We start from the raw sequence: 18,597 nt of genomic DNA, 5'->3' as shown, positions 1-18,597 counted from the left end.
ATCGTTACTCCTTCCTAATTTATTGATTATTTGAATCTTGATTTTTGTTAGCAGGACTCAACTTCAGCCAACCCTCTCGAATTGCTTGCTGGCCAGAGAAAACCGCATTAGAATTAACCTGACCAATATTGTCATGGGGAACTGTTAACCAGTCTCCTCCTTTCTCCTGCTCTAACCACGACCATTCATAACCAGCCTCCCCTGGTAAAGGTAGATTAATTTTTTTATCCAAAGTTGGATCGCTGAGATCCTTCAAATCAGTCAGAATAGGAGTCGAGAGGAAAGTAATTTCAATCTTCTCTAATGCCTCCTGATATTGATCCGGTGGAATATCAATCCCTTTCGTGGGCAAAATTCCGCAGGTAGCATGAACCTTACCCCGTGGATCAATGAGCATGGTGAAGAGTTTGGGTGCATCTTCTAAATGGACTTTTATATTAGGGGTATCTTGGTCTAAATCGCTTTGAGGAGCATAAAATACCTTACTCAGACCATCTTCTTCTTCCTGCCAATAGCACACCAAACCATCATTAAATTGATGATATTCCCCCAGACGAATCGGAAATTTAACCCGATCAAACCCATCAGTATCCCTAGAATTACGCTTTAAATCTTGCCAAAATACATTCCAATCTTCGTTAATGGCAGGAAGTCCTTGTAATTCTAGATTAAGAGAAGCCCGCACTACAGCTATCGGTCGTCCCATCAACAGGGCCAAACCTTGATGTTGGGCAAAATTTTCTGGATCGATATTCTCTAAGCCACTATCTAGAGCAGAAATAAAATCACTTAGAAAACTTTGCCCCTGATTGATAATATAGTTAACTACCCTTTTCAAATAGGGATTGGGAATATCATCATTATGAATTCGGCGACTGATCCCCGGTGCAGACTTCCATTTAGCCTGCTGATTAATTGAACCCAAAGCTTTACCAAGATTATCATAGATAGCGAGGCTATTATCCAAATTATTAGGCAATACCCAACCACAAATAGGAGTTGTCGCTGGATGACTATTCATTTCCTGTTCACCCTGACTCGCCGACAGCCACCGGAAATTGAGACGGGCAGGTTGTACCAAACGGGGTGGTAAAGTCACCAGATAGGGACTTTTGGGAGTAGTCATCTGCTCAGTAGTAATGATATTACTAACATCCAACTCCCTCACCTGTCCAAAAGTATCTACTAACCGCAACCTTAGAATCTTCATTGCCCCCGAACGAATCGGGTTAAAATCATTTAAAGGTTCCGGCGCACTGCGGATACTCTGTTGTACCATTTCTCGTACTTCATCTGTAAACGACTTATACTCAGCAAAACCAAGAGGTTCAGCAATGGGTAACTGCATAGTTTGTTTGTGCATCAATAAAGCTTCGTTAAAACCCCCCAAAGATTGAGAAAGACTGTGGAAGTCAGGGTTTAGCAATTCCTGATAAGCTCGAATTGCTGTATAAATGGGGTCTTTAGCTTCTTTCAGTTGATACCAATCTCGAATTTCTTCAATATGTTCCCTGTGGCTGAGATAGTCATCGCTCTGTTGAGCCTTGGGAATTTTCTGAGCTTCGTAATAAGTTTGCAGAATTTGTTTCTTTAAATAAACTTCTAACTGCTTTTTCAGCTTAATCCCGGCATGGGGCGTTAAAATACTGCGTCCACTATAAATATTAGCCGCTTTGAGAATAGCCCCCTTTCCTTTCTGTAAAGAAAGATCGGCCTCATTTTCCTTCAGACGATAATTTTTAGTAACAAACCCCGTTTCATAGTTTTGGTTATAACTTCGATGATTACATCCCTCTCGGATGGGAAAAACTTCTACCTCCCACTCCAGTAAAAAAGGATGCCAGGGTTGTTGTGTCCAACTGCTAAAAGCAATATGTTCTCCCGTTTTATTTTGTTCTAATTGATCAATCCTGTTACGAATAGCGACAAAGCTCTCTTTCTCAATGGGAAATTGTACATCCTTGAGAATCTCGCACCCTAATAATCCATCATCCCTTAACCGTCCATCTTGTCCATGACGGTTCGTGGGTTTTACCGCTTCCCCCGTCATTAGTAACACAGGCTCTTTGGGTTGCCAATAACGGGGACTAGAAATTTGCTTGAGGGTATAAGTTGCTTGAGTATTCTTGACGGTTTCTTGATTATTAAGAGCCGTTATTTTCTCTAGTAACTGATTAATAGTTACAGCTAATTGAGAAGCGATCGAGGTAGAGGAAGATTCCCCAGCAGAAGCAGCGGTAATCTTACCAGAATCATCCCCTGACAGCATCAGATTGCCCGTCGCCGTCAATTTTTCCTTTAAAGGTGTAATTCCCGTAACCTCGATGTAATGCTTAACCTCATCAATATCGGGATACTGATCTCTGCTACCTTCCGGGGGATAGGAACTCAGCATATACTTATACCAATCCGCAAAGAGTTGCCGACGCATTGACTCTATCTCATGCCAAGCGCGGTCATATTCTTGCTGAAAAAGATTAAGCTTATTGAGTAGATGAGCTAAATCATCAGGTAAAGTAATCTGTGCTTGATTATGGGCATCTTCAGCCTTAGCTGTTTTAGAGCCTACGCTTTCTAAACGAATAGTCCACATCGTCCCCGCAGCAATGGCATTAAAACCCTTCTCATGTCGGGCTTCCTTGAACTTGGGAGTCATGTCCAACTTCCGATGTTCGAGACTAGAAGATAGGTGTAGGGCTTCTAACTGGTCTTCGATGATAGATTTGTAATTGCTACCAATCTTTTGACCCAAGTAGGCAGACAAAGCCTCTGTACCGGTATTACCCACAGTTACTTCTACAGAAGCTTGCTTATCTGAGACGTTATTCTGCGGAGCAAACGTTAAGCGGGCGTAGCAGAGCATTTGCTTAGGGAATTGTGCTTCTGAGATAGCCGTATTTAAAAGTTCATCTATCTGCTTTTTTTGATCTTGGAAATTTTTGGACAGTTCTTCTTTAGAAAAATCAATCCTTAATATAACTGCTGTGGTTTCGTCAATTTCTCTTAAGATGTCTTTGGCTATTAACTCATTCCAGACAGATTCATCATTATTAAATTTATCCAAGTTATCCAAGAAAACTTGTTTCTTGATTTCAACTAGAATTGCCCATTTGAATTCTTCTTGTATTTCTTTGAGCAATTGGTAATTAGTGGGTTGTTGGGTTTTTTTGATAAATTGATTGTAATAATCTTGTTCTGCGTTACTGTACCAGCCAATCACATCATACTTTAGTCCATCAGGAATCTCAGCAGCATAATCATCATAAAACCCAAAAACACTATGACAATTGGGATAAAAAGCAGCAAAAGTCGGTTCACCATAACCTACCGCAGTCAGTGACGGTAAGTATTCAGCATTGGGGTCATTTTCTTGCCAAGCAGCTAAAAGCACTTTACGCCCTAAGTAGCGAAACGGTTGATGTTTACCCTCCTGCACCTCAATGGGATAGGCAATACTACCCACCTGACTCCCTTTCCCTTCAGGATAGAGATAATCACTCTCTACCACCCATTGCTTTTCAATCTGGTTATCCTTATTACTGCGCGTCACTAACCAACGATTAGGCACTACAGGAAAAACCGTTTGAGTCTGCTTATTGTCATCGGTAACTTGAATTCCCTTGGTTAAAGCATCTGGTAAAGCCCAATGTAAGTGAATTCCTGCTTTCAGATACAAATTATGATTTTGAAAAGGTTGAGAAACGATCTCTTCACTAATATTGGCAATATTAGGATTTACATCCCGTTGACCATCAAAATAAGGAAGACGACTAAAATCTGCCATCGCTTCTACTACAAGGCGATCCATTTCTAGATGTAAAGCATCTAAGTGAACGGGAACCATTAAAACATTTTTCACTATAGACATCTCCGTTGGTCTACCTGAAACTACGGCGTTGCATAAATGCGCTTGGGATTTTAATAGTTTTGTGGAATGGGAATCTTGCCTGTTCCTTAATATTTTTGGACGGGCAGGATACCCATCCGACTTAATATTCATCCCTTAATTCAGCAACGCCCTAATACCTATAAAAATGGTATTGAAGCCATTCCCATACGACTCCTGACTCCTGATTCTAACTCCTAAAAATTTCCCTAGCTATTTGTAGCAAACATTTATTAAAATAGTATAACGCAGTGTGCCACTTTTTCCAATCAACGAGGTTGAGTTAGGGAGTTTTGAGAAGCATATTCTCCGGTCACTAAAGACCTATAAATGCTGATTATTCCCTAGAAAGTTGCACATCGTATTATCTATAGAAATATCATCATCATATTTTTTAATAATTTGATCTTTCAATGATTTAACAATCTCATCTTTGAATTTCTCAATCTTTAATTATTTTCAAGCAAAATTTTCAAACAAATTTAATAAACGGTGTTGCACAGTGACGAATGATTACGATAATTGAGGAATTTGCCGATGTTTCAAATAATATCATGTCCGGTTGAATACTTACACTTTGGAGGAGGTAAGGCAGAAGGCAGGAGGCAGGAGGCAGAAGCGGTGCGACCCCGCGTCGGCTTCAGACGCAAGGGAATGCGCACCAAGAGAGGAAAGAAAAGGTTAGAAGGGAAAAGGTGTTTTCATCACTGATTATCCGGACATGATATAATAGATCGGCAAGCGAATTGATCTGTACAACATATCAATAGACATCTCCAAAATAAAAATTAAGGTATAATTATCATGTAAAATTTATTTATTCTGTTGCCAATAATAACGCAATGTTCTGCTAACGCAACGCTCCACGAACGCTAACCCAGTTCTTTGGGTCACAGTATTGTTCTTGCGACTATGAACCCAAATCCAATTAAAGTAGGCGATACGGCTGACGCCACGCTCCGCGAACGCCAACCTTAGTTATTAATTAGGGCTTGCTGATTAAATCTAAAAGCATTAACATATAAAGACTTTAGGCTTTTTGGGATCGAAAAAAGTGTGCCTGTTTCAGTCTAAAATGCTCAAAAAGGAGCGTATTTTAGGCGCATAGTTGGGCAGAAAAATCATTCTTACCGAATTATTAATGATTAATTATTAATAATTAAATAATTCTGGTTTAAAGCCTCCCCTTTTAAGGGGAAAAAGCGGTCGAGGGATGGCGATCTTCGGAGCGGGTCTCCTCGCCATATCCAATCGACCAAGAGAAAAGAAATAATATCTCCTTATCTTCAATCCTCTCGGTTTTAACCAGAGGTAATTATCAATTATCCATTATCCATTATCCATTAATGAAAATTCTTTCTTCTACCTCCTCTAAATTCCCCGTTCCTCCTGTCTCCTGTCTCCTGTCTCCTGTCTCCTGTCTCCTACTCCTACTAAAAGACTTTTTCAGCAAACCCTAATTATTTAACTTTTCACCAATTCCAACTCCTCTTTTTTCCCAAACACTAAACCACCATCTACACAATCAATTACCACAACATCTCCACCAACAAACTTATTCTCTAAAATCAAATTTGCCAGAGGATTTTCTAATTCTTTTTGAATTGCTCGTTTCAAAGGTCGCGCTCCATAAACTGGGTCATATCCCACTTCAGCAATGTGGTCTAAAGTCGCAGGAGTTAATTTCAAACTAATCTTTTGTTCCCCTAATAACCTTTCAATTCTCTTCACTTGAATCTCCACAATTTGCCGTAATTCACTCTTCCTTAAAGTATGGAACAATATAATCTCATCCACCCTGTTTAAAAACTCCGGTCGGAAATGTTTTCGCAACCCCCCCATCACCCGTTTATACATCTCCTCATACTTAGAGTCATCCCCCGCCACATCCAAAATATACTCACCACCAATATTACTCGTCATTACAATTACAGTATTACTAAAATCAACTACCCGCCCCTGAGAATCAGTAATCCTGCCATCATCCAATACCTGCAACAATATATTAAATACATCCGGGTGAGCCTTCTCCACTTCATCAAACAGCAGCACAGAATAAGGATGTCGCCTCACTGCCTCCGATAACTGACCCCCTTGGTCATAACCAACATATCCAGGCGGTGCCCCTACTAACCTAGAAACCGCGTGTTTTTCCATATACTCCGACATATCAATCCGCACCAAAGCATCATCCCGGTCAAATAAAAACTGTGCCAAAGCTCGTGCCAATTCTGTTTTACCAACTCCAGTAGGACCGAGAAACATAAAGGAACCAATAGGCCGCCCTGGGTCTTTCATCCCTGCTCTAGCACGTCTAATAGCTGCCGCCACAGCTTCCACCGCTTCCGACTGACCAATTACCCGTTGATGTAAATGTTTTTCCAATTGTAGTAACTTCTGGCGTTCCGACTCCAACAAACGATTTACTGGAATACCAGTCCACTTAGCAACGATAGTGGCAATATCAGCATCCGTAACTTGTTCCCGGAGAAGAGACGAACCTTGAGCTTGAACTTTTAATAATTCTGCTTCCTTAGCTTCGCGATCGCGATGTACAGTTTCGAGTTGGCCATATTTTAATTGAGCTGCGGTATTCAGGTCATAAGCTCGTTCTGCTTGTTCTATTTGTACTTTTAATTTATCCTCTTCTGCTTTCAGGGAATTAATTGTATTTAATAATTCTTTTTCCCCAGACCATTTAGAGGAAAATTTTTCCTGCTTTTGCTTCAAAACATTAATTTCATTTGTAATGCGTTGCAATGCTGGAGAGACTTTCGCAGGTGGGGTAGGTTCAGAATTTTGATCTTTTTTGCTGCTTTGCAACTCTCCCTCGATAGAAAGTTTCTCCATTTCCAACTGCATAATGCGTCTGTCAATAGCTTCTAGTTCTTCAGGTTTAGAAGTAATTTCCATTTTGAGTTGAGCAGCAGCTTCATCTACCAAGTCGATCGCCTTATCTGGCAAAAAGCGGTCAGAAATATAACGGTTAGAAAGAGTTGCAGCAGCTACCAAAGCAGCATCAGTAATTTTTACACCATGGTGAGTTTCGTAGCGGTCTTTCAACCCCCGTAAAATAGAAATAGTATCCTCTACACTTGGTTGACCAACCTCTACTTTTTGAAACCGACGTTCGAGGGCAGCATCTTTTTCTATATGTTTGCGATATTCATCAATAGTTGTTGCACCAATACAACGTAATTCTCCACGAGCAAGCATTGGTTTGAGGAGGTTACCTGCATCTACACCCGAACCTGTTCCACCACTAGAACCTGCTCCAACAACAGTATGTAGTTCGTCGATAAATAGAACAATTTGACCGTCAGAGTTAGTTACTTCTCGCAAAACCGATCTGAGACGTTCCTCAAATTCTCCTCTAAACTTTGCCCCCGCAATAAGACTACCCATATCAAGACTAATAAGTTGCCTTTCTTTCAGAGACTCTGGCACATCCCCATTAACAATACGTTGGGCTAAACCTTCAGCGATCGCTGTTTTTCCAACTCCTGGTTCTCCAATAAGTACAGGATTATTTTTTGTCCGACGGGATAAACAACTAACCACGCGCCTAATTTCTTCATCTCTACCAATAACAGGGTCAAGTTTGCCTGCTTTAGCTAACTCTGTCAAGTCGCGCCCATATTTTGCCAAAGCATCATAACTAGCTTCTGGGTTTTGGTCTTCGACTTTGGTACTACCACGAACTGCTTTAATTGCTGCTTCTAGTTGTTCAAATTCAACTTTGGGTGAGGTTTGGGGGCGCTCAAAACCAGGGCGAGTTGGTAGTTGGGGAGTACCTCCACCGAGGAGTTTATTGCCGAGGCGTTTGTCTTGGTAAAAAGCGAGTAGGAGATGTTCGACGGCAATAAATTTGTCTTCCCATTTTTCTCTAGCTTCATCAGCGAGGTCTAGAAAAATTTCCAGACTGCGCCCTAGATAGAGATGTTCGATACTACCAACTTTGGGTTGGCGTTTGGCGAAAGAATCTATTTGTTGGAGGAGATTTTCTGGTTCTATACCAACGCGGTTTAAAATTTTGTTGGCTGTCCCCTGTTGTTCTAAAAGAGCAATGATTAGATGTTCTACTTCTAGTTGTTGGTTTTGGTAACGTCGGGCAACGTCCTGGGATTTTACTATAGCATCCCAGGCTTGTTCTGTAAATTTGCTTGGGTCGGTTGGCTGCATTTGGACTATTTTAAATTTTTTCCTATAAAACTATTTATAGGGTAGTTGATATCTCCAGGGGTTGAAACACCCTGGATTCTGTTCCCGTTAAAAAACTGCGAACACCAGGGTCTAAAGCTATCATAGATTGACTCTGAGGTTTTCTGGTTTAAACTCTATTGGAAATACACCTTTAACTTTCAGGTATTTACTAATTAGCTGATTATCTTTTTCTATCCCCCTTCTTCCTGAAATTATTTATCTTTTCTGTAGCGGGTTTAATACCCCACCGTCATTTCAGTTATAAGTTATCAGTACCTCTAGTTAAAGTCAGAGGCTTGAAATATTGAACTTGATTTTTTTTTCATCCCCTTGTAAAGCGGTAGCTCGCGGTGCAGCCAAGGGGAGGCTATTGACCTTATTTTTTTGTCACTTGCAGTGCTGAAAATTGTTTAGGGTCATAAGACACCGAGTGGCCGATAGTTAACTATCCCCATACAATTTTCCCTTCTGCCTTCTGCCTTCTTCAATTAGCGCTAGCTGCAACTTCTTTTTCTGAATTGCTACTACGAGAGCTTAATTGAATTAGTTCTACTTTATAGCCATTTGGGTCTTCAATGAAGGCAATAACTGTGGAACCATGTTTCATTGGCCCTGGTTCTCTGGTCACTTTTCCTCCCTGTGCTTTTATTTGTTCGCAAGTGCGATAAATATCATCAACACCCAAAGCAATATGGCCATAAGCATCGCCCAAGTCGTATTGGTCTTTGCCCCAGTTATATGTTAATTCGAGTACCGTGTGGTCTGACTCATCGCCATAACCAACAAAGGCTAGAGTAAATTCACCACCTGGATAGTCTTTTTGGCGCAATAGTTTCATGCCGAGGACATCGCAGTAGAATTTCAGGGATTCTTCTAGGTTCTTGACTCGCAGCATGGTGTGTAGTAGTCGCATGGTCTACTCCTTATTCCTTGACTATATGTACTTTTTATTGTGAAGCAATTTGGTCAATCTTGGGAGTCAATGTTGCCTTAATGGCAACTATTAGACATCTCCAGAAAAGAGGCAACAGGCAACAGGGAGAAATAATTGATTTGATTTTTGATTTTTACCGAATAATTAAGCTTTAAAGCCTCTCCTTTGAAGGAGAAACAAGCGGTCGAGGGATGGCGAAGTCTCCTCGCCATATCCAATCGACCAAGAGAGAAAATATTTTCTTTTTATTAAATCCTCTTCCTTTTCCTTTTAGGGCTATGCTTTATAAACACCTTTCTTAACATAAAAATTGACAAAATAGACAAGTTATGTATAAGTTTTTCAAAGGTTTTTGTCAGAGAAAAAGTGTATTAAAAAGTACATTTTTTTCGATAACTTAAGTAGTTTTTCCTATTTACTATGATTCTTTCTCCTTTCTCCCCTGCTTCCCACAAGGTTTTCAGGAGTTCCTTATAAGGGATAGCTTTTAGGGAGAGGTAATTATCAATTATCAATTATTGAACAAATGTCTATTAGCACTCACAGAACTTACGTAGAACTACCATATCTAGTAGGATATAACTGCCGTTAGGCTTTTAAAACGAAATGTTTTTGGAGGCTTGCTCAAATCCCCGTTACAAAAACAATTTTTGATAGAATTTAATTTTGATAGAATTTAATATTTGTGCGATCACCATCTTACTTTTAAGTCATACTACTAAAATAAATACAATTTATCTCTTACTAAATTCTAACAATAGTGAGATATTAATCAATATTTTTACATAGTTATTTTGAAAAACTATGATAAATTACTTTTTCTAATTTAGACTTTTCTTTAATCAAAGCACTGTCTATTTTTTTTACTCCTTCTAATGATATTAATGACTTACATTGTTTAACTAAATTTTCCCAACTATGTAATCTTTGAATTGAATTAGATTTCTGAATTTTATCAACATAAAATTGTGCCCAAAATTTAGGAACATACTTTTGTTTTCTAGCCTTGATTCGCTTTCTCCATTTAGTAAAATCTGATTTATTTGGTGGTTCTACCCCCAAAATTGGTGGCATATCGGCATAACTTACAAACCTACTTTTACCTTTTCCTACAACATGAATTACATATTTCCAACAGTTTATTTTGTAGATATTATCTGATTTAATTCCCAAATGAAATGCTAATGCGTCTCTAGTTACAAATCTACCCAATGGATGAGCAGCAGTAGATTGATTTCTGATGATTCTTTTCATAAAATCTACCTTAAATTTATATATATTTTTTTTGGCCGTATTTGTTTATTTATGTGTCTGTAATTCTATCTTAAATAATACTTGGCTATTTTGTCAACATATAATAGTAAGCTAATTTTTTACACAAACAAATCAATGATAATTGCCCATTATTGGCATAAATTATGGACAATAATCTTTTCAATATTAGAGAATAGAAAAGCTCAATATATAGAGTCTAATGAAGTATGTCTGGCAACCGTCAAATTCCCAAGGTACAGTAGTCAGAATTCAAGAGGAATTTTGTCAGAAAAATTGTTTTTTAACACTACTTGTTGTTATTTGTCAGTTATCTCTGTCACTATTTTTAAGAATAGACATCTCCAGAAAATAGGGAACAGCGGTGCGACCCTGAAGGACACCACAGACGCAAGCTGTCGGAACCCAAAGTTTTGCTAAGGCAAAGCTTCACTTTTTTGATACGGAATCTGGAGAGTACAAAGTTCTTCTGAAAAACAATTTACTTTCAAGACTAAAAGTATTATTGGAAAAGGCTTACAGAACCTATATTAGTGAATTGAGATTTTCTAACCTTGAAATCCCTGAAAGCCTTAGCTAGCAATAGTTATTCCCAGAACTTTGCACTGTCTAGTTCTTCAACAATAATAATTAATAATTAACAATTACCTCTCCTTGAAAAGAAGAGGATTGAGTAATAATAAAAATTTTTTCTCTCTTGGTCGATTGGCGAGGTCTCCTCGCCATTCCTCTACCGCTTGTTTCTCCTTTAAAGGAGAGAGAGGCTTTAAACCTTAATTATTCGGTCAACATATTGTGGGGCAAAACCTGTAGTCTCCCATAGGGAAAGGTTTCCTGTCCCTACTGGACTGACACAGCTAAAACTGTGCAATAAATTTTTGTATTCTATTCTATAGATGTCTTTTTCTCCCCACCCTCCCCACACTCCCCACACTCCCCGTCTAATGCACCATTTAAAGTGTGTCGGTTCACTACGGTCCTGAAGGGAGCACCATGGGAATGTCCACCAAGAGAGGAAACGCGCAGTCCTGTGAGGCAACAGTGGGAAATATTTTTCCCAGTATTTGATTCATCATCACTCTATATTCACTTCTTTTAGCCCAGGCTTTCTAGCAACATTTAGGTAAATTTTTGTCAAAAACATTCTAGTTTTTGAGTAAAATGTAAAAATAGATACAGAAAAAAATATAAAATTGTATGATTAGATGAAACTAAATAATGACTATCAGCGTAATCGACAAGAACTTCCTACTATTAATATGATGATGGGGGAAGCAGTGGAGGAATACAGGGGACAACATAGAGACCAAGGATGGACTTATCCTTACGTTAAACATATTCCCATACCTCAGCATCCTTCTAAAAAGCTGTTCTGCGCTAGAGATGATGAGTTAGCTCAGGAAAAACAAACTATTAATGTTGCTCAAATAGTAAAAGAGAAACAGGTTGAGCCAAAAAAGATAGCTCAGGTAAATAGAACAAATATATGCGATATATTACAATGGCAACGTTCAATAGCTAAGATCAAAGGAGACGAAAGGTTATTAAGTTTATTAGAGATTGAGTGGCGAGATAAATCTTGTGGATAGAGTTATGATTTTTTGATTTTGAGGATGTGCTTCTTGAAATAGATTAGGTAAATATATCGTTATCAAAATAATTGGGTCGCGTAACCCCGCCTTGACTGGCGAAATATTTTTAGAGAGTTACTCAAAATCCCCGTTACAAAAATAACTTCTAACTTCTAACTTCTAACTTCTGACTTCTGACTTCATTAAAGTGCCACTCTTAAAGAATATAGTATCCTAAGAGTGGCACAGATTTGCTAAGGAAAGGTCTGAAGACTACTGGATAGCGCCGAAATAGTAGCCCGCAACAACAAAGTTGATAGCCAATAATAATAAAGCCCAACCTGCACGAAAAGAATATTTCATCTAAATTTATTCTCCATTTTTATAGTGACGTTCTCCTACATCAAATCAAAGATGATGATGTGGGCTTCCCAACCTCATGGATAGGGCTTTCTGTTTTGCTGGCGCAACGCTGCGCGAACACAGGGAGTGCAACCACTTAACCCTCTGCAGACAGAGACGATGAGACCCACCGCATTTTTTTGGGATCAAGAAAATCCTATCATACAATTGATTCAATATCATACAAACATTTAAAGATTAGGAATTTATTTGTTTTCTTTTCCCTTCTTGACTTAAACACTTTCTCCAGCATGATAAGAACTACGCACTAGAGGGCCAGAACGCACATGAGAAAAGCCCATTTGTTGGGCGATCGCTCCAAGCTCCTCAAACTCTTCTGGTGTCCAATATTTTTGTACGGGCAAATGGGCTAGAGAAGGACGCATATATTGGCCTAAAGTAATGCGATCGCATCCTACTCTTCTCAAATCTGCCATGGCCTCAACTATTTCAGTTTTCGTTTCTCCATGTCCCAACATTAGACCTGACTTAGTAGGAATATTAGAGTTTAACTCCTTAACAATCCGTAATACATCAAGCGATCGCTCATATTTTGCCCCACGGCGCACAGGGCCTTGTAAGCGTCGTACTGTTTCAATATTATGGTTATAGCAAGCAGGTTCAGCATCTATAACTATCTTGATCCGTTGCTTTTGCTTTTCAGCTAAAGAAACAGATAACTTCTCAACCCCAAGTCCACCTTGACCACCCCAAAAATCAGCCGTCAAAACCTCTATTTTCGCCCCTGGGTTCCGTTGTCTAATAGCTGTCATTGTTGCGACAAACCAACTAGCACCACCATCTGGCAAATCATCCCTAGCAACAGAAGTCAATACCACATACTCCAAACCTAACAATCCTACAGCCTCAGCTACTTTTTGTGGTTCCTCCGGGTCTAAGGGCATCGGAGCATGACCCTTATCCACTTGACAAAAAGCACAAGACCGCGTACAAGTAGGACCCATCAATAAAAAAGTAGCTGTTTTCTGGGCATAACATTCGCCTCGGTTAGGACAGCGACCTTCTTCACAGATGGTATGGAGCTGACGCTGCTTTATAATTTTCTGTACAGTAGAAATATCACTAGCTTTTCCCAAAGAAGGACGCAGCCACTTTGGCATACTCTGAATTTGGCCTTTCATCCCAGCAGTGTTGACCTGAGTTGATATTGACCGACCATTTTTTGTAGCCATAAAAAATTAAAAATTTTTGTGCGCTTTTATATTAGAACACCTTTGAAAAACCTAGCCAATCCTAGACATTTCTAAGGTTGTCTATCAAAGGTTGCAGATTAAGTCAGTACTGACTACGTTGGCAGGTCACGACCACAATATGTGAATTCCAGCATATATGTTGGTCGCTCTAAATTAAGGACAGAGTTTAATAGCGCCAATCGGGAGTAGGTTTTGTACCGAAGCGTGTTTAAAGCATGAACAAGCCTGGCCAACATGATCGAGGAACACTTTACTGAAAAGGAATAAATACCAGAATGTCTAATACTAAAGGGTGAATTAGCAGGATATGAATTGAGAGAATATTTGATTTGTGAGAAAAATGGGGTCGTCAATGTGCTGATTGTGGCAAAACTAATACATCCCTAGAGGTTGAACATATCTACCCCAAGTATAAAGGAGGTTCAGACCGAGTATCTAACTTAACTTTTGCCTGTACTAAATGCAATCAGGTTAAAAGTAATCAAGATGTCAAAGAATTCTGATCTGGAAAACCAGAATTATTAAAGCGAATACAAACCCCAAGCTAGATCACCTTTACAAAGATGCAGCAGCAGTTAATTCTACTAGGTGGGAGTTGTTCAATGCCTTAAAGACTACAGGTAGTGAAGTAACTACAGGTAGTGGAGGACAGACAAAATTTAACCGCAGAAAACAGAAGTTGCCAAAAGCACACTGCATAGATGCAGCTTGTGTAGGTGAAGTTAATCAGTTAAAATTCCATACTACCCAAGATTTAGCTGCTATCTGCAAAGGCCAAGGAGGTAGACAGAAAGCAGCGGTAAATAAATATGGATACCCCATAAGGTATAACCCACTAAAAACCAATCAAAGGTTGGAATAGTGGAGACTAGCGCATTGAATATTGAAACAGGGGAAGTAGGTAGAGTTAATCCTCGCTCAAAATTAAATAGTTTGAACTTCACAGTGCCAGGACAGAAAGCAAAAAGTGTTCATGTAAGTAAATTAAAAGTTATACATAAATAAAGATGGTTATACCTATACATTTTGTCCACAGTTGTCCATAAATGTCGAGGAAAATGCCGTCTAAAACTTAACAGATCAATGTAGAAGCCATGATTTAGCAATCTTGATGGCTGATTACAGGAATATAGATAAGATTAATTTGAAACACTAACTGATAACTGGAGGAGCTAGTCGTGGCAGGACACAAAATTTTAGTTATTGATGATAGTAAAGTTATTAGGGTAAGAGTCAAAGAAATGCTTCCCCAAGGAAACTTTAATGTTATAGAGGCAAAGGATGGCCAAGAGGGACTGAAATTTATTATTAAGGAACGTCCGAATTTAATTATGTTGGACTTTCTACTACCAAAAGTTACTGGTTGGGAAGTGTTCCAAAAAATTCAATCCCAATCTCAGCTAAAGAAGATTCCATTGGTATTAATGTCAGGCCGTAAAGAAGAGGTGACAGATAAAATTCCTGAACCTTTTGAGAAACATTTTTTTGCTTTTTTAGAAAAACCTTTTGAGAAAAAAGAGCTAACTGCAGCTATTAAGTCTGCCTTTGATTTGGCCAAAAAACGCCCGAGTGAGCAAATGGAAGTTGCTGCTTTGGGGGGAAGTTCTGGCGATATTCAAGCGTTGCAAGCTCAAGTTAAGAAAATGCAAGCTGAAATTGCAGCGTTGAAAAAACAAATGGCTCAACTTGTGACTATTATCAAACAAAAGTTGAAGTAGTAAAATCAGTCATTAAAAATTGGTTATTGATTATTCTGATATTTTTTTCCCCTGGAATATTGATATATTCTGGGGATAATATAAAATCCGGTTAAACAACCTCACTTCAATTTAGTAGTCAGTAGTCAGCAGAGGCAAACGGCCGTTTACTGGGGCAGAGCTTCCGCTAAGGCCAGTACAAGGATGCTAAACCCTGAAACGTTTAGTATTGCTAGAAATTTTACTATTCCCTATTCTCTATGGGTATAAATTGGATCTATGTGCAATTAAACGGACTTGATATAATTTATTAACATTAGAGTTATCGCTAAATAGAGGGAAAAAATCGCTCCAACCTAGACAGAGCAATAATTCTCAGCATTTTTAATTTCTAAGTTCTAGAATCCTTACAGAACAAGGTTTTTGGGGATTTTTTAAGTTATAAAGCGACAAGTCTATTAGACATATCCGATAATCAAAAATAAAGTCAATTATCATTTTCTTTGTGGGTTTAATACCCCACCGTCTACAGGGTGTTCACGCATTACTTGGGGGAGCGTAGACGCGGAGCGGCAGGTCGTTGACTATCCCCATGTAATTTTCCTCCTGTCTCCTGTCTCCTGTCTCCTGTCTCCTGTCTCCTTCTTCAATGCACAGAAATTATCAATTATTTCCCCCTACTCCCTACTCTCTCTTTTCTAGAGATATTTATTGGTCTGTACTTCAATAATTTGACTAATTTTTTCTCCCCAAATACCAGTTTGAAAAAAGAATGTTATAAATACAACACGCGCTATACTCCTAAATTATTTTAATATATATTTTGACTAAAAGAAAAGATTTGATTCCTCCTGACTACTGGCTACTGTACGTCGCCAATCCGACGGTTCCCCTAACTGACTACTAAAAACACCTTAAGTATTTGTAGCAAACATTTATCAAAATGGTATAACTGTTTGACTCAAAGAAAAACAAATTATGGTATTAGATTCAGAATTTCTTACTCAACTAAAAGCTGCTACACCTAGACTACTTGATTTACTCGCAGGTTTTTCTCAAGTTGAGGTTTTAGTGGTGGGAGATTTAACCCTGGATGAATTTATGACTGGTCAGGTAGAGCGGGTTTCTCGTGAAGCACCAGTATTAATTCTGCGTCACGAAACTACGGAGCAAGTACCTGGTGGGGGAGCTAATGCGGTTTATAATTTTGCTAAGTTGGGCGCTAAAGTTAAGGTTGTAGGTTTGTTAGGAAAAGATGAGCAAGGTAAAGCACTGCGTCATATTTTTGAAACAGCTAGAGTTGATACTAGTGGAATTTTAGTCGATCCAAACCGCCCGACGGTAACTAAAACTAGAATTTCTGGTCATGCTCGTCAGTCTGTAACTCAACAAATTGTTAGGGTAGATCGAAAATCTGACGATCTGCCAGAAGTTGATTTGCAATTGCAATTGGCAGAGTATATTCAACGACAAGTTGCTACGGTAGATGCAGTAATTTGCTCAGACTATGGAGATGGTGTTTTGACGACACCAGTTATAGAGGCGGCTATATCTCATCCACAAAGAACTATAGTAGATACTCAGAAAGATTTACAACGTTACAAGGGTGCTACTATATTTACTCCTAATCTTCCTGAAGCGGAGAAAGCAGTAGGATATGCTATTACTAATTCTGATACTCTATATCAGGCAGGATCTGACTTATTAAGGTTAACAGATGCAGAGCAAGTTTTGATTACTCGTGGCGAGGAGGGGATGAGTTTGTTTGATCGCGTAAATACTTCTAATTATCCCTCACCTTCTTTTATTCTTTCTGGTACTGGTGATACTCCGATTTATTGTTGGCATATTCCAGCTTTTAACCGGACAGATGTTTTTGATGTTACTGGTGCTGGTGATACGGTTGTTGCTGCTTTGACTTTGGCTTTGAGTATGGGTGCTTCTAGTTGGGAGGCTTCTGTTTTAGGAAATTTGGCTGCTAGTCTGGTGGTGCGTATATTTGGCACTGCAACTACGACGGTTAATGAACTCAGGGAGGCTTTACAAGCACTGGTTAGTTAGGCTCAAGTTACTCTATTGTGCGGCTTGGATGAAGGTGGCGATATAGCTGCCACACTTGCTACGCCAACGCCAAATCACCTCTATAGAGGAATGAACTAGAATTGTACTTTGTAAGTTTCCAGCTTACAATCAGTAATCATATCATGTCTGGTAGTATATTTAGTGGGACTTACAGCGGTTTTCATTCCGCTAACGCCCCTACAGGGTTTTGGTTATGACAAAGATTTAATGGTTGTGCCTGTGCGAAAGTGTGGGAATGGTCATATAACTATTGTCCCTTAATACTTTTAATTCTTATGGAATATCCTCTATGTGGCCATCACAAAACTCGGGTATCATGGAAAGACGAGCAAAGGAAGTCAACGATATTATTGTCCTGAATGCTTGCAAACTTTTCCTTCGGAATGTTGCGCAAACAGTTACACCTTCTACACTCTATACTATCGTAGACAGGTTCAGCCTGAACAAATGCGGATGGTTTTGCAAGCTTATGTCGAGGGTAGTAGTTTAAGAGGAATTAGTCGAGAGCGTGAATCTGGCCTATAATACAGTAGTCAGTGTGGTGAGAGCAGCCTCTCAAAAAGGACAGATGATTCATAATGCCAATGTAGAAAATATCCAAACCTCACAGATTAGTAGTGATGAGTTTTGGTGATTTGTTCAAAAAAAGCGAGTGCTAATTGGTGGGGTCTCCCCAGAATGTAAGACGCACTCAAGACACAAAAAAACTGTCAGACAAATGAATTGATAGAAGGTGACTGTGGGATTGGTATGACCCAAGCCTGATCAAGTGGGCTAATTCTCACAGCAAGAGTTGGTAAACATACAGACAAGTTCATAGAAGAAGTTATCGTTAACACGGAAGGTAAAACAGACTGTAAACAATGGCATAGGGATGACTGGGGAGGATCTGAGCGAGTTCTCCCTCCAGAGGTAAATAATATTATAGGCAAGGAGCAAACGCAGCAGTTAGAGAGAACCAATGGAATTTTCCGCCAGCAAACAGGTCGATGGCATCGCACCCCAGAATAAATTTGGGAAAGTCTGGGAACAAACTGAGATAACGGTAAGGTTAGTGGTTAGTTATTTCAATTGGATTTTGGTTCATAGTCGCAAGGAAAAGACTGCTGCACAAGGAGCAGGGGTGGCGATCGCACCCTGGAGTGGGAATGATCTATTTATATCAAATCCGTTTAATTGGACATAAAAAAAATCTTCAATCGTCATAACTATAGCAATGAGCGCTGGCATCTTTACATATTACATAAATATTGATAATGTAACATAAAAGTAACTGTATGAGCTGTATTTTTCATAAATTAGGCGATCGCTAAAGGTTAAAGTTTTAAGGATGCGT

The 18,597-nt window shown here is 39.2% G+C and carries 12 protein-coding genes and 1 pseudogene; 7 read left to right on the top strand and 6 right to left on the bottom strand.

Features of this window, described 5'->3' with window-relative positions:
- Positions 1 to 19 precede the first annotated feature (19 nt).
- Positions 20 to 3,868: a hypothetical protein gene (locus tag F6K27_RS17165; RefSeq protein ID WP_287277646.1), complete on the bottom strand. Its 3,849-nt coding sequence runs from the start codon at positions 3,866 to 3,868 to the stop codon at positions 20 to 22.
- A 555-nt stretch (positions 3,869 to 4,423) separates the two neighbouring features.
- Between F6K27_RS17165 and F6K27_RS17160 the strand changes: the two genes are divergently transcribed.
- Positions 4,424 to 4,597: a hypothetical protein gene (locus F6K27_RS17160; protein WP_287300897.1), complete on the top strand. Its 174-nt coding sequence runs from the start codon at positions 4,424 to 4,426 to the stop codon at positions 4,595 to 4,597.
- 753 nt (positions 4,598 to 5,350) lie between these two features.
- On the opposite strand, the gene clpB is transcribed toward F6K27_RS17160, so the two are convergent.
- The 3 genes from clpB to F6K27_RS17145 all read right to left on the bottom strand — a co-directional run bounded on the left by clpB (position 5,351) and on the right by F6K27_RS17145 (position 10,277).
- Complete coding sequence (clpB, locus tag F6K27_RS17155) at positions 5,351 to 8,068, bottom strand: ATP-dependent chaperone ClpB (protein WP_287277645.1); 2,718 nt, start codon at positions 8,066 to 8,068, stop codon at positions 5,351 to 5,353.
- A 505-nt stretch (positions 8,069 to 8,573) separates the two neighbouring features.
- On the bottom strand, positions 8,574 to 9,002 hold the full coding sequence (gloA, locus tag F6K27_RS17150) for a lactoylglutathione lyase (RefSeq protein ID WP_287277643.1): 429 nt from the start codon (positions 9,000 to 9,002) through the stop codon (positions 8,574 to 8,576).
- 810 nt (positions 9,003 to 9,812) lie between these two features.
- The gene (locus F6K27_RS17145; RefSeq protein WP_287277638.1) at positions 9,813 to 10,277 is read right to left on the bottom strand and encodes a hypothetical protein; all 465 of its coding nucleotides are present in this window, start codon (positions 10,275 to 10,277) and stop codon (positions 9,813 to 9,815) included.
- 1,223 nt (positions 10,278 to 11,500) lie between these two features.
- On the opposite strand from F6K27_RS17145, the gene F6K27_RS17140 reads away from it, so the two are divergent.
- On the top strand, positions 11,501 to 11,884 hold the full coding sequence (locus F6K27_RS17140) for a hypothetical protein (protein WP_287277636.1): 384 nt from the start codon (positions 11,501 to 11,503) through the stop codon (positions 11,882 to 11,884).
- Positions 11,885 to 12,139: 255 nt separating this feature from the next.
- Here F6K27_RS17140 and psaX read toward each other — a convergent pair whose 3' ends face one another.
- Both psaX and lipA read right to left on the bottom strand, forming a co-directional pair.
- The gene (psaX, locus tag F6K27_RS17135) at positions 12,140 to 12,229 is read right to left on the bottom strand and encodes a photosystem I protein PsaX (protein ID WP_124144633.1); all 90 of its coding nucleotides are present in this window, start codon (positions 12,227 to 12,229) and stop codon (positions 12,140 to 12,142) included.
- A 272-nt stretch (positions 12,230 to 12,501) separates the two neighbouring features.
- The gene (gene lipA / locus F6K27_RS17130) at positions 12,502 to 13,461 is read right to left on the bottom strand and encodes a lipoyl synthase (protein ID WP_124144634.1); all 960 of its coding nucleotides are present in this window, start codon (positions 13,459 to 13,461) and stop codon (positions 12,502 to 12,504) included.
- A gap of 419 nt (positions 13,462 to 13,880) precedes the next feature.
- On the opposite strand from lipA, the gene F6K27_RS17125 reads away from it, so the two are divergent.
- The 5 genes and pseudogenes from F6K27_RS17125 to F6K27_RS17105 all read left to right on the top strand — a co-directional run bounded on the left by F6K27_RS17125 (position 13,881) and on the right by F6K27_RS17105 (position 18,447).
- Positions 13,881 to 13,985 carry an HNH endonuclease gene (locus tag F6K27_RS17125; RefSeq protein WP_287277666.1) on the top strand — a complete coding sequence of 35 codons (105 nt, stop codon included), beginning with the start codon at positions 13,881 to 13,883 and terminating at the stop codon, positions 13,983 to 13,985.
- Between the two features lie 92 nt (positions 13,986 to 14,077).
- Positions 14,078 to 14,344, top strand: coding sequence for a hypothetical protein (locus tag F6K27_RS17120; protein ID WP_287277635.1), 267 nt, complete (start codon positions 14,078 to 14,080; stop codon positions 14,342 to 14,344).
- A gap of 316 nt (positions 14,345 to 14,660) precedes the next feature.
- Positions 14,661 to 15,200, top strand: a complete 540-nt coding sequence (locus tag F6K27_RS17115) for a PleD family two-component system response regulator (RefSeq protein WP_124144635.1) — start codon at positions 14,661 to 14,663, stop codon at positions 15,198 to 15,200.
- Positions 15,201 to 16,157: 957 nt separating this feature from the next.
- On the top strand, positions 16,158 to 17,240 hold the full coding sequence (locus F6K27_RS17110) for a bifunctional heptose 7-phosphate kinase/heptose 1-phosphate adenyltransferase (protein WP_287277633.1): 1,083 nt from the start codon (positions 16,158 to 16,160) through the stop codon (positions 17,238 to 17,240).
- 281 nt (positions 17,241 to 17,521) lie between these two features.
- Positions 17,522 to 18,447: pseudogene (locus F6K27_RS17105) on the top strand (IS1 family transposase).
- Positions 18,448 to 18,597 lie beyond the last annotated feature (150 nt).

It is taken from the genome of Okeania sp. SIO2F5 (assembly GCF_010692685.1).
Lineage (GTDB): Bacteria > Cyanobacteriota > Cyanobacteriia > Cyanobacteriales > Microcoleaceae > Okeania > Okeania hirsuta.
The sequence above is the reverse complement of the archived record's forward strand: the minus strand, read 5'-3'. Positions and strand labels throughout refer to the sequence as shown.